The organism is Microbacterium sp. LWS13-1.2 (genome assembly GCF_040144835.1).
Classification (GTDB): Bacteria; Actinomycetota; Actinomycetes; order Actinomycetales; family Microbacteriaceae; genus Microbacterium.
Genome location: NZ_CP151632.1, coordinates 682,497 through 694,997, shown reverse-complemented (window position 1 = coordinate 694,997; position 12,501 = coordinate 682,497). Strand labels below are relative to the sequence as shown.

10 protein-coding genes are annotated in these 12,501 nt (G+C 71.2%); 8 read left to right on the top strand and 2 right to left on the bottom strand.

Annotation, left to right across the window (positions count from 1 at the left end; genetic code table 11):
* Nucleotides 1–86 precede the first annotated feature (86 nt).
* The 3 genes from pdhA to MRBLWS13_RS03350 are packed head-to-tail and all read left to right on the top strand — an operon-like array spanning nucleotide 87 to nucleotide 3,642.
* A complete protein-coding gene (pdhA, locus tag MRBLWS13_RS03360) occupies nucleotides 87–1,217 on the top strand; it encodes a pyruvate dehydrogenase (acetyl-transferring) E1 component subunit alpha (RefSeq protein ID WP_349427640.1) in 1,131 nt (376 codons plus the stop codon).
* 2 nt (nucleotides 1,218–1,219) lie between these two features.
* Nucleotides 1,220–2,230, top strand: coding sequence for an alpha-ketoacid dehydrogenase subunit beta (locus MRBLWS13_RS03355; protein ID WP_349427639.1), 1,011 nt, complete (start codon nucleotides 1,220–1,222; stop codon nucleotides 2,228–2,230).
* Nucleotides 2,230–3,642, top strand: coding sequence for a dihydrolipoamide acetyltransferase family protein (locus tag MRBLWS13_RS03350; protein ID WP_349427638.1), 1,413 nt, complete (start codon nucleotides 2,230–2,232; stop codon nucleotides 3,640–3,642). The genes MRBLWS13_RS03355 and MRBLWS13_RS03350 overlap by 1 nt, the downstream gene beginning before the upstream one ends.
* 38 nt (nucleotides 3,643–3,680) lie before the next feature.
* Here MRBLWS13_RS03350 and MRBLWS13_RS03345 read toward each other — a convergent pair whose 3' ends face one another.
* On the bottom strand, nucleotides 3,681–5,429 hold the full coding sequence (locus MRBLWS13_RS03345) for an alkaline phosphatase family protein (protein ID WP_349427637.1): 1,749 nt from the start codon (nucleotides 5,427–5,429) through the stop codon (nucleotides 3,681–3,683).
* A gap of 93 nt (nucleotides 5,430–5,522) precedes the next feature.
* Complete coding sequence (locus MRBLWS13_RS03340; RefSeq protein ID WP_349427636.1) at nucleotides 5,523–6,119, bottom strand: TetR/AcrR family transcriptional regulator; 597 nt, start codon at nucleotides 6,117–6,119, stop codon at nucleotides 5,523–5,525.
* A 138-nt stretch (nucleotides 6,120–6,257) separates the two neighbouring features.
* On the opposite strand from MRBLWS13_RS03340, the gene MRBLWS13_RS03335 reads away from it, so the two are divergent.
* From MRBLWS13_RS03335 to MRBLWS13_RS03315, 5 genes are all read left to right on the top strand, one after another.
* The gene (locus MRBLWS13_RS03335) at nucleotides 6,258–7,862 is read left to right on the top strand and encodes a carboxyl transferase domain-containing protein (RefSeq protein WP_349427635.1); all 1,605 of its coding nucleotides are present in this window, start codon (nucleotides 6,258–6,260) and stop codon (nucleotides 7,860–7,862) included.
* Between the two features lie 47 nt (nucleotides 7,863–7,909).
* Nucleotides 7,910–9,988, top strand: a complete 2,079-nt coding sequence (locus MRBLWS13_RS03330; RefSeq protein WP_349428973.1) for a biotin carboxylase N-terminal domain-containing protein — start codon at nucleotides 7,910–7,912, stop codon at nucleotides 9,986–9,988.
* A 14-nt stretch (nucleotides 9,989–10,002) separates the two neighbouring features.
* Nucleotides 10,003–11,154, top strand: a complete 1,152-nt coding sequence (locus tag MRBLWS13_RS03325; protein WP_349427634.1) for an acyl-CoA dehydrogenase family protein — start codon at nucleotides 10,003–10,005, stop codon at nucleotides 11,152–11,154.
* A 100-nt stretch (nucleotides 11,155–11,254) separates the two neighbouring features.
* Nucleotides 11,255–11,695 (top strand): MaoC family dehydratase, encoded by a 441-nt coding sequence (locus MRBLWS13_RS03320; RefSeq protein ID WP_349428972.1) that lies wholly within the window; start codon nucleotides 11,255–11,257, stop codon nucleotides 11,693–11,695.
* Nucleotides 11,692–12,501 (top strand): CoA ester lyase, encoded by an 810-nt coding sequence (locus MRBLWS13_RS03315; protein ID WP_349427633.1) that lies wholly within the window; start codon nucleotides 11,692–11,694, stop codon nucleotides 12,499–12,501. The genes MRBLWS13_RS03320 and MRBLWS13_RS03315 overlap by 4 nt, the downstream gene beginning before the upstream one ends.

Sequence of the window (12,501 nt, the reverse complement as noted above, 5' to 3'; positions counted from 1 at the left end):
CGATGCAGACGTAGCCTCGAGGTAGCCGGCGACGAAGCCGGCGGACGCGAAGCGGCTCCTCACGAGGGAGCCCGCAACGAGGAGTGATGACGATGACGCACACCCTGACCCCGACAGCGGATCTCGCCACCGACATCGACGATGTCGCGCGACTGCTGACACCCGACGGCGAGCGCATCGCCGACCCCGAGCTCGATCGCTGGGTCGCCGACGTCGACGCCATCACACTGCGCGGTCTGTACCGCGACATGGTGCTGCTGCGACGCATCGACACCGAGGGCGTCGCACTCCAGCGGCAGGGCCAGCTCGGCCTCTGGCCGCCCTGCCAGGGGCAGGAGGCGACCCAGATCGGCACCGCGCGGGCGCTGCGCGCCGACGACTTCGCGTTCCCGAGCTACCGCGAGACGGGTGTGGTCTACGCGCGTGGTGGCAAGCCCTCGGACTTCGTGCTCGCCTGGCGGGGCGAGGAGCACTCGACGTACAACCCCTACGACATCAACACAGCCACGCAGCAGATCATCATCGGCGCGCAGGCGCTGCACGCCGTCGGCTACGCCATGGGCGTGCAGCGCGACGGCACCGACCAGGTGTCGGTCGCCTATTTCGGCGACGGTGCCTCCAGCCAGGGCGACGTCAACGAGGCGATGGTCTTCGCCGCCTCCTTCGGGGCGCCCGTCGTCTTCGTGTGCACCAACAACCAGTGGGCGATCTCGGAGCCCGTCTCGGTGCAGGCGAAGTTCCCGATCGCCGGCCGGGCGCCCGGGTTCGGCATCCCCAGCATGCGCGTGGACGGCAATGACGTGCTCGCGTGCTTCGCAGCGATGCGCTGGGCGCTGGACATGGCCCGCCGCGGCGAGGGCCCCGCCTTCATCGAGGCCGTGACGTACCGCATGGGCCCGCACACCACCTCCGACGACCCCACGCGCTATCGCGACAAGGAGGAGGTCGAGAAGTGGCGTCGCCGCGACCCGATCACGCGGCTCGAGGCCCTGCTGCGCGCACGCGGCGAGTTCGACGAGGCGTTCATCGGCACGGTCGAGGATGATGCCGATGCGCTGGCCGCCGGGGTCCGCGAAGCCGCGATGACCGCCACGACCCGCGCACCGCTGACGGTGCTCGACAACGTCTACGCCGAGCCCCACTCGGGGATCGACGAGCAGCGCGAGTGGTTCGGTGCGTACCTCGACGGGTTCGCCCCCGCCCCCGAGGAGGTGTGACGATGGCGCAGCTCACGATGGCGAAGGCCATCAACGAAGGACTCCGCCGCGCGATGGCCGACGATCCGAAGGTGCTCGTCATGGGCGAGGACATCGGCAAGCTCGGCGGTGTGTTCCGCATCACCGACGGACTGCTCGGCGAGTTCGGCGCGCAGCGGGTGGTCGACACCCCGCTCGCCGAGGCGGGCATCATGGGCACCGCCGTCGGACTCGCCTTCCGCGGCTACCGGCCCGTCGTCGAGATCCAGTTCGACGGATTCGTGTACCCCGCGTTCGACCAGATCGTGTGCCAGGTCGCGAAGCTTCGCTACCGCACGCGCGGCAACGTCACGATGCCGATCACGATCCGCATCCCGTGGGCCGGTGGCGTCGGCGCGGCCGAGCATCACTCCGAGTCGCCGGAGGCCTACTTCGTCCACACCTCGGGGCTCCGCGTCGTCGCGGTGTCGAACCCGCAGGACGCGTACGTGATGCTGCGTCAGGCCATCGCGTCGAACGACCCGGTGGTCTTCTTCGAACCCAAGCGGCTCTACCACTCCAAGGGCGAGGTCGATCTCGACGTGCAGCTGGCCGACGCGCCGCCGATGGGTCTCGCCCGCGTCGCGCGTGAGGGCAGCGACGTGACGCTCCTGACCTACGGCTCGCAGGTCGGCACTGCTCTGGATGCCGCCACCGCGGCCGAGGACGACGGCGTCTCGATCGAGGTGATCGATCTGCGCTCCATCTCGCCCGTGGACTACCGCACGGTGACGGCATCCGTCCGCAAGACCGGCAGGGTCGTCGTGACGCACGAGGCTGCTCGGGAGGCCGGGGTGGGCGCCGAACTCATCGCGAGCGTCACCGAGCGGTGCTTCAACTATCTCGAGGCCGCGCCCCAGCGGGTCACCGGCCACGACATCCCGTACCCGCCTGCGAAGCTCGAGAAGCATCATCTGCCCGACCTCGACCGCATCCTCGACGCCGTCGATCGTGTCATGGACCGGCCGAACAGCCTGAGCGGGGTGCGCGACTGATGGCACAGGACTTCCGTCTCCCCGACCTCGGCGAGGGCCTTCCCGAGGCCGAGCTCGTGCAGTGGCTGGTCGCCGTGGGTGACACCGTCGCACTCAACCAGACGATCGCGGAGGTCGAGACCGCCAAGGCCGTCGTCGAGCTGCCGTCGCCGCACGCCGGCACCGTGACCGCCCTGCACGCCGCCCCCGGTGACGTCGTGGCGGTCGGCTCGGTGCTGATCTCGTTCGACACCGCCGCGACCGCCCCCACCCCCACGCCCGCTCCCGCCGCGGTTCCGCCGTCGGCCGAAGCCGCCTCCGCCTCGGTGAGCGCGGCTGCGGCCCCGGCGTCCGAGCCGAACCTCGTCGGCTACGGCGCCGCGCCCCGAAGTGCCGCACGGCCGCAGCGTCGCGCACGCGTCGCGGGAACCGTGGCTGCAGCATCCGACACCGCGGTGCTCGAAGCGGCTCCGCACGACGCGATCCAGTTCGCGGATGTCGTGGAGCGTGCGGTCGAGCGCCCCCGTTCGACTCCGCCGGTGCGCAAGCTCGCCAAGCAGCTCGGTGTGGACCTCGCACTCGTCGAGGCCACCGGCGCGTCCGGCGTGATCTCGCGTGCCGACGTGGAGGCGTACGCGGAGCGCGTCGGAGCGGTCACGGTCGCCCCGGTGGCCGCGGAGTCCGCCGAGCCGGTGGAGACGTTCGAGCTGCCGCGATCGGGTGAGGCCGGCGAGCGCACGACGCGCACGCCGATCCGGGGCGTGAGGCGCGTGACCGCGGAGGCCATGGTGCGCAGCGCCTTCACGGCGCCGCACGTGACCACGTTCCTGACGGTCGACGTCACGGCGACCAGCGAGCTGATCGCGTCGCTGCGCGCGGACCGCGCCCTCCAGGAGCACCGGATCGGCATCATGGCGGTGGCCGCCAAAGCCGTATGCCTCGCGCTCGCGCGCCACCCGGGCCTCAACTCGAAGTGGGACGATGCGGCGGGCGAGATCGTCGAGCACCACTACGTCAACCTGGGCATCGCCGCGGCGACCGGGCGGGGCCTCGTCGTGCCCAACATCCGCGACGCGCAGGAGCTCACCCTGGTCGAGCTCGCCGACGCCATCCGCGGCCTCGCCGAGACCGCGCGGTCGGGCAGGACGGCGCCGGCGGACATGATGGGCGGCACGTTCTCGATCACGAACGTCGGCGTGTTCGGCGTCGACGCCGGTACGCCGATCATCAACCCGGGGGAGGCAGGCATCCTCGCCCTCGGAGCCGTGCGGCGCCAGCCGTGGGAGCACCGCGGCGAGATCGCGCTGCGCGACGTGATGACGCTCGCTCTCTCGTTCGACCACCGCCTCGTGGACGGCGAGCAGGGGTCACGCTTCCTCGTCGACGTCGCCGACATCCTGCGCGAGCCCGGGCGGGCGATGCTGCTGCAATAGAAGGCCGTTGGCCGGCCGGCACCTTGGGGGTCGGCCGGTCAGCTCTTCTTCGGGTAGAAGAGGCCGAGCCCGTGCTTCTGGAGCACCTCGTACGCCTCGGCGTAGGTCTCGGGCTCGGGTGCACCGGGCGGCGCGTAGCGCGCGAGCAGCAGACCCAGCAGCCCGCGTCCGGGCGGGCTGAGCGGCTTTGTCCTGTGCTTGCTGTCGCGCAGGTCGATCCTCTCGTCCTCGTGCGAGTTGGGCGGCACGTACATCGGGTGCACGACGGGCCAGGTCGACGGATCTCTGGGAGCGTCGAGGTTGATCACCGAGAACAGGTCGCGCGCCGTCGCGTCGCGACGGGTGAGCGGACGCAGGCCGTGCAGGCGTGCGAGCGTCGCGATCACGGCGCCATGGTGCAGCTCATCGTGGACGATGGTGCCGCTGCGTGTGTAGGCCGAGACGGCGATCGCGGGCACGCGCAGCCCCAGCCGGTCGAACGTGAAGCCCATCTCGCCGGGTGCGTCGTCGGCGACCGGTGGGACCGCGGCCGGGGGAGGGACGTGGTCGTACGTGCCGCCGTGCTCGTCGAAGGTGATCAGCAGCAGCGTGTTGAGCGCGTTGGAGCCGTCTGGCGTGGCGCTGTCCTTGATGGCGTTGTACACATCGGCGATGAGCTTCTCGCCGGCACGCACGTCCGAGATGGCGGAATCCAGCACGGGCGTGCCGTCGATGTCGCTCTCGCGGTACACGCCGAAGGGCGGGTGGAAGTCGTTGTGGTTGTAGACCATCCGCGGCTCGATGAACGCGTAGGCCGGCAGACGCCCGGCCGCGGCATCCTCGGCGAACTCCGACATGTGGCCGAAGCGGCCGGTGCGCCAGTACTGCTCCAGCACGGGGGCGTGCATCATGCCCGTGAGCGACACCAGCTGCATCTCGTCGAAGTAGATCTTCCACGAGATGCCGGCCTCCTCGAGCCGGTTGAAGATCGTCGGCGTCGCGGGCGCGTCGAGCCACTTGTCGTAGCCGCCGCCGTGCTTGTTCGTGACGAAGCCGTGCGAGGTCGACGCGTGGAAGAACGACCGGTTGCAGTAGGTCTGCGACGGGACGGCGGCGAACCACGCGTCGAAGACGGCGAAGCCTTTGGCGAGGGTGGAGAGCACCGGCAGCTGCTCGGGGGAGAAGCTTCCCATGATGTGGGTGGCCTCCTCCAGCGTGGGTGCCTGCCCGCGGCGCAGCCGCTCGACGTTGTTCCAGTAGTCGCGGACGAATCCGTCCATCGTCGGCACGGTGCCGGAGGGCGGTGCGTTGAAGGGCGCCGTCATGTCGCCGATCTGGCTGGTCGCATTGGCGGCGGGCGCCACCGTGCCGAACAGCTGCGTGTTGACGTGCGGGAACTCCTCGCCGGGGTCGGGGTTCGGCCGGCCCATCACCTCGTCGGTGGGACCGCTGTAGGTGTGCGCCGCGATCCGCTCGCCGGTCGGGGCGGTGTTGGCATAGTCCCCGAAGGCGAGCCCGTCGAACGTCGCGCCGTCGGGGAGCGTGTCGGGCGTGTACAGCCAGCCGAGCAGGTTGTCGAACGAGCGGTTCTCGCCCATGACGACGACCACATGATCGAAGCCGGGCTCCGAGCGCGCGGGCAGAGCGGCCAGATCGAGTGATCCCTCGCGGAAGCCGAGCTCGTGGCCGATGGTGGCGCCTGCCGCAGCGCCGACCGCGCCGCCGACCACGAGCCCTGCGGTCGCGATGCCGCCGAGCTTCAGGAAGTCGCGGCGCGAGCTGTCGGTGCCCTCCGCACGCGGTCGCATGACTCTTTCCGCGTCGCCGTGATCCTCCGGCTGCGCGTCGTCCGTGTGGCCATCCCCCGACATGGTCCGTCCAGATTAGGCCACCCAGACAGTTCAGGCGGTGAGCGAAGCGCGGGCCATCGCGCGGAGGATGCCGCGCACGTCGCGCTCCCCGGGGCGCGACCGCGAGGCGCGCACGGTGTGGGGCGTCGAGTTGATGAGGCCGAAGCACGCGTGGGCGCGCACGCGCAGGTCGTCCTCGTCCCGCTCGGGATGGATCGTCGAGAGGATGCCGATCCACACCTCGACGTACTCGCGCTGGAGGCGTCGGACGGTGTGGCGGTCGTCGTCGCTGAGGCTGGCGAGATCGCGGTCCTGGACGCGGATAACGTCGGCATCGCGGAGCGCGAACTCGACGTGGAAGGCGATGATCGCGTCGAGCTGGTCGGCGGGGGTTTCATGGGCCGTCAGCACGGTCCGGCCTCCGGCCAGCAACCGCTCGCTCACCTCGACGAGGATGGCGCCCAGCAGCGCCTGCTTGTTGGCGAAGTGCCGGTAGAGGGCCGGACCGCTCACGCCGACCGCACCGCCGATGTCTTCGAGACTGACGCCGCTGAAGCCGCGTTCGGCGAACAGGGCGGCCGCCTCGCGGAGGATCGCTGCGTGGCGGTCGGCCTTCGCACGATCGCGGTCGGTGGCGGCGCTTGTCATTCCGGTTCCCCGCTTGTGATTCCAGTTAATGGTCGCTAACCTGAAGCTCAGTTAGTGAACACTAACCAATCCGATCGCGTCAGGACAACGGACGTGATCCGATCGTGACGTCGACGGAGATGACACGGGAGGGCGCAGATGGGCGTGCTGAGCACCGCCGCGGTGCACGACGAGACCTTCGTGCGCATCCACGAGGCGCAGCAGGGGCTGGCTCGAGAGCTGCGCGACCGGCTGGCAGCGGCATCCTTCGGCGGGCCTGCGGCCTCACGGGAGCGCCATGTCGCACGCGGCAAGCTGCTGCCCCGTGACCGCGTGACGCGGCTTCTCGACGAGGGGAGCCCCTTCCTCGAGATCGCACCGCTCGCCGCCGACGGGCTGTACGGCGGGGATGCCCCGGCCGCCGGTGTCATCGCCGGCATCGGCCTCGTCCACGGCCGTCAGGTGATGGTGGTCTGCAACGACGCGACCGTCAAGGGCGGCACGTACTACCCGCTGACGGTGAAGAAGCACCTCCGTGCCCAGGAGATCGCGTTCGAGAACCGCCTGCCGTGTGTCTATCTGGTCGACTCGGGTGGCGCGTTCCTGCCCATGCAGGACGAGGTGTTCCCCGACCGCGACCACTTCGGGCGCATCTTCTTCAACCAGGCCCGCCTCTCGGCAGCCGGTATCCCGCAGATCGCCGCGGTCCTCGGCTCCTGCACCGCCGGCGGCGCGTACGTGCCTGCCATGAGCGACGAGACCGTCATCGTGCGCAACCAGGGCACGATCTTCCTCGGCGGCCCGCCGCTCGTGAAAGCCGCGATCGGCGAGGTCGTCACCGCCGAGGAGCTCGGCGGGGGAGAGCTGCATGCCCGACGCTCGGGCGTCGTCGATCACCTCGCCGAGGACGACGAGCACGCCCTCGAGATCGTCCGCGACATCGTCGCCACCCTGCCGCTTCCCGCCGCGCCCGCATGGGATGTCGTGCCGAGCGTCCCGCCCGTCGTCGAACCGTCCGACCTGTACGGGGTCGTCCCCGTCGACGTCAACCAGCCGTACGACGTGCGGGAGGTCCTCGCCCGCCTCGTCGACGGCAGCGAGTTCCATGAGTTCAAGCGCGAGTACGGCGACACGCTCGTGACCGGTTTCGCCCGCATCCACGGCCACCCCGTCGGCGTCGTCGCGAACAACGGCGTGCTGTTCAGCGAATCCGCGCAGAAGGGCGCGCACTTCATCGAGCTGTGCGACCAGCGCGGCACGCCGCTGCTGTTCCTGCAGAACATCTCCGGCTTCATGGTGGGACGGGATGCCGAGGCAGGCGGCATCGCGAAGGACGGCGCCAAGATGGTCACCGCCGTCGCCACCACGCGCGTCCCCAAGCTCACCGTCGTGATCGGCGGCTCGTTCGGCGCCGGCAACTACTCGATGTGCGGCCGTGCGTACTCTCCGCGGTTCCTGTGGACCTGGCCCGCGAGCCGCATCTCGGTGATGGGCGGGAATCAGGCCGCGTCGGTGCTCTCGACCGTCAAGCGCGACCATCTGGAGGCACGGGGCCAGGAGTGGTCGCAGACGGACCAGGCGGCGTTCGAGGCGCCGATCCGCGCCCAGTACGAGGAGCAGGGGAGCCCCTACTACGCCACCGCCCGGCTCTGGGACGACGGCGTGGTCGATCCGCTCGACACCCGCGACCTACTCGGATTCGCGCTGGACGTCGTCTCGCGCACACCCCTGCCCGAACCGCGCTTCGGCGTCTTCCGGATGTGATCCCCGTGACCTCTTCTCCCACCTCGGTCCGCGAGGCAACGCCCGCGATCGTCGATCCCGTCGACGGCCCCCCGTTCGGGACCGTCCTCGTCGCCAACCGCGGCGAGATCGCACGCCGGGTGATCCGCACGCTGCGGCGGCTCGGCATCCGCTCGGTCGCCGTCTACAGCGACGCCGACGCCGACGCGCCGCACGTGCGGGAGGCCGACGTCGCGGTGCGCATCGGACCGGCGGCCGCGTCCGCGTCGTACCTCGACATCCAGGCGGTGATCGGCGCCGCGCGCGAGACCGGCTCCGAGGCCGTCCATCCGGGCTACGGGTTCCTGTCTGAGAACGCCGGCTTCGCGCGCGCGTGCGCCGACGCCGGGATCGTGTTCATCGGCCCGGGGGAGCGTGCCCTCGACGTGATGGGCGACAAGATCCGCGCGAAGGAGCACGTAACGGCGCACGACGTCCCGACGGTCCCCGGCTTCAGCGCCGTCGGGATGACGGACGCCGAGATCGCCGGGGCGGCGGCCGAGACGGGCTATCCGCTGCTGGTCAAGCCCTCGGCCGGTGGGGGCGGCAAGGGCATGCAGGTGGTGCGCGGGGCGTCCGAGCTGCCGCAGGCGCTGGCGACGGCCCGGCGCGTGGCCGCCGCGGCGTTCGGCGACGACACGCTGCTGCTGGAGCGTCTCATCGAGCGCCCGCGCCACATCGAGGTGCAGGTGCTGGCCGACGCGCACGGCAGCGTCATCCATCTCGGCGAGCGTGAGTGCACACTGCAGCGCCGGCACCAGAAGGTCATCGAGGAAGCCCCCTCGCCGGTGGTGGATGCCGCCACCCGTGCGCGCCTCGGAGCCGCGGCGTGCGCGGCCGCCGCGAGCGTGGACTACCGCGGCGCCGGCACCGTCGAGTTCCTCGTGGCCGGCGATCGCCCCGACGAGTTCTTCTTCATCGAGATGAACACGCGACTGCAGGTCGAGCACCCGGTGACCGAGCTCGTGACCGGCGTCGACCTCGTCGAGCAGCAGCTCCTGGTCGCGGCGGGCCGTAGGCTCGCGGTCGCGCAGGACGACATCCGCCTCGACGGGCACGCGATCGAGGCCCGCGTGTACGCCGAGAGCCCCGAGCGCGGCTTCCTGCCGGCGACCGGCGACGTGCTGGTGTGGCGCGAGCCTGCCGGGGTGCGGACGGACGCCGCGGTCGAGTCGGGCAGCGTCGTCTCGTCCGACTACGACCCGATGATCGCGAAGGTGATCGCCCACGCCGGCGATCGCGCCCAGGCGATCGAGCGGCTCGGCGCCGCGCTCGCCGAGACCGTGCTGCTCGGCGTCGACAGCAACCTCGGCTTCCTGCGGGCGCTGCTGGCCGATCCGGGCGTCCGCGCCGGCGATATGGACACCGGACTGATCGACCGGATGCCGCCGTACACCGCCGCGGAGCCGGGGGACGCGGCGCTCGCCGCCGCAGCCGTGGCCGGAGAGCTCGCGCGCGTGCGCGGCGCCGAGCCGGTCCGAGCGGCGGCAGGCCCGCTGTGGCTCGCCGGCACCGGCTGGCGCGCGGGGAGCGCACCGGTCGGCCGCACGGTCGCGGTCGAGGAGGAGCACGGCGCCATCGTCGTCGTGGCCGCTCCCGACCTCGCACCGGCTTCCTTCTCCGCCATGGACCCACGACAGGCCCCGGAGCGGTCGGCATCCGGCCGCGCCGGCTTCGTTCCGCACGGCGGATCGCACGCCACTGCGAAGGCGCCCGCCCCGGGCGTGACGGTGGCCACGGATGCCGCAGGGTGGATCTGGGTCCACGCCGGCGCCGAGACACATCGGCTGCGCGCCCTCACCCGCCGGCAGGCGATGGAGAAGCGCCTCGCCGCCCGCGAGCGCGATGCCGCCGCCACCGATCCGGAACTGCGCGCCCCGATGCCGGGCGCGGTCGTCGCGCTCCACGTGTCCGACGGCGCGGCCGTCGCCGCCGGCGACCGGATCGTGACCATCGAGGCCATGAAGATGGAGCACCCCGTCGTCGCGCCCCACGCGGGCGTCGTGCGACTCGACGTCACCACCGGCGACCAGGTGCGCCGCGACCAGGTGCTCGCGCACGTCACCGCCGCAGAACCCGCCCACGAGGCATCCGACACCCCCTCCTGAGACCCGAGGCAGCCATGGACCACTTCAACCTCACCGAAGACGAGCGAGAGCTCGCCCGCATGGTGCGCGACTTCGCCGACGAGGTCGTCGCCCCGCAGGCCTACGAGGCCGACCGCACGAAGACCCTGCCGATGGACGTCGTCGCCCAGATGGGCGAGCTGGGCCTGTTCGGCCTGCCGTTCCCCGAGGAGTACGGCGGGCAGGGCGGCGACTACTTCGCGCTCTGCCTCGCGATCGAGGCGCTCGGCCGCGTCGATCAGTCCATCGCCATCACGCTCGAGGCCGGCGTCAGTCTCGGTGCGATGCCGGTGTTCCGCTTCGGCACCGAGGAGCAGAAGCAGGCGCTGCTGCCCGATCTGCTCACGGGCAAGGCGCTCGCCGGTTTCGGGCTCACCGAGCCGGAAGCAGGCTCCGATGCCGGCGCGACGCGTACGACGGCGAGGCTGGAGGACGACGAGTGGGTGATCAACGGCTCGAAGCAGTTCATCACCAACTCGGGCACGTCCATCACCCGGTTCGTGACCGTCACGGCGGTCACCGGGGAGCAGGACGGCCGCAAGCAGATCTCGACGATCATCGTGCCGTCCGGCACCCCCGGCTTCACGGTCGAGCCGCGCTACGACAAGGTCGGCTGGCACGCCTCCGACACGCATCCGCTGACGTTCCAGGACGCGCGCGTACCCGAGGCGAACCTGCTCGGCGAGCGCGGTCGCGGGTTCGCCAACTTCCTCCACATCCTCGACGAGGGTCGCATCGCCATCGCGGCGCTGTCGACGGGTGCGGCGGAGGGATGCCTGGAGGCCGCCGTCGACTACGCCAAGAAGCGCACGGTGTTCGGCGATGCGCTCGCGACGAGGCAGGGCATCCAGTTCCTGCTCGCCCGCATGCAGCTTCGCGTGCACAACGCGCGCCTCGCGTGGCACCACGCCGCGCGGCTGCGCGACGCGGGAAAGCCGTTCAAGACCGACGCGGCGATCGCCAAGCTCACCGCGAGCGATGCGGCGATGGACAACGCGCGCGACGCGACGCAGGTGTTCGGCGGCAACGGGTTCATGAACGAGTACCCGGTCGCACGCCACTACCGCGACTCGAAGATCCTCGAGATCGGCGAGGGCACGAACGAGGTGCAGCTGCTCGTCATCGCCCGGGCACTGGGCGTGGCGTGAGGGTAGCGTGACAGACGTGACGCCCGACGCTGCCGACGACCCCGCCGCCGGCGGCTCCGCCGAGATCGTGCAGCGGGGGCTCTGGTACGACGAGCTCGAGATGGGTGCGACGTACCTGCATCGCCCCGGTCGCACGGCCACCGAGGCGGACAACGTGCTGTTCTCCTCGCTCACGATGAACACGCAGGCGCTGCACCTGGATGCCGCGTTCTCCGAGTCGCAGCCGTTCGGTCAGCGCCTCATGAACTCGATGTGGACGCTGGCGACGATGGTCGGGGCATCCGTCTCGCAGATCACGCAGGGCACGCTCGTCGCCCAGCTCGGCCTCACCGACATCTCGTTCCCGGCGCCCCTGTTCCACGGCGACACGCTGTACACCGAGACCGAGGTCCTCGACAAGCGGCTCTCAGCCTCGCGGCCCGGGCAGGGCATCGTGACGCTTCGTCACACCGGACGCAACCAGCGCGGCGACGTCGTCGCGGTGGCCACGCGGACCGCCCTGATGTGGTGCGCGCCGCAGACCCCCGAGAGGACCCCATGAGCTTCGACCTCGGCCCCGCGCTGCTGTTCTGCCCCGCAGACCGGCCAGAGCGGTACGCGAAGGCGTTCGACCGTGCGGATGCCGTCATCCTCGACCTGGAGGACGCGGTGACGCCCGCCGACAAGACGGCGGCCCGGGGTCACCTCATCGAGTCCGAGCTGGACCCGGCCCGCGTCATCGTGCGCGTCAATCCGCCCGAGACCGACGCGTTCGCCGCCGATCTCGCCACCCTCTCGCAGACCGACTACCGGCGCATCATGGTCGCCAAGTCCGAGTCGCCCAAGCGCATCAAGCGCATCGACGCCCGGTTCGAGGTCATCGCGCTGTGCGAGACCGCGAAGGGAGTCGCCCAGGCCGACCGGATCGCGGCGCTCGACAACGTGGGCGCGCTGATGTGGGGCGCGGAGGACCTGGTCGCCAGCCTCGCCGGCACATCCAGCCGCAAGCCGAACGGCCGCTATCGCGACATCGCGCGCTACGCCCGCTCGCACGTGCTGGTCGCGGCGGGCGCACGCGGCAAGGCGGCGATCGACGCGGTGCACCTCGACATCGACGACGCGAAGCGCCTGGGCATCGAGGCGGCGGATGCCGCGGCATCCGGATTCCGCGCGACGGCGTGCATCCACCCGAGCCAGGTGGCCGTGATCCGGGCCGCCTATCAGCCCGACGAGAAGACGGTGGCGTGGGCGCGCGCCGTGCTCGCCGCCGCCGAGCACGAGCGCGGGGTGTTCTCGTACGAGGGGCGCATGGTCGACGAGCCCGTGCTGCGGCACGCCCGCGCGCTGCTCGCGCGCGCGGACGGCTGA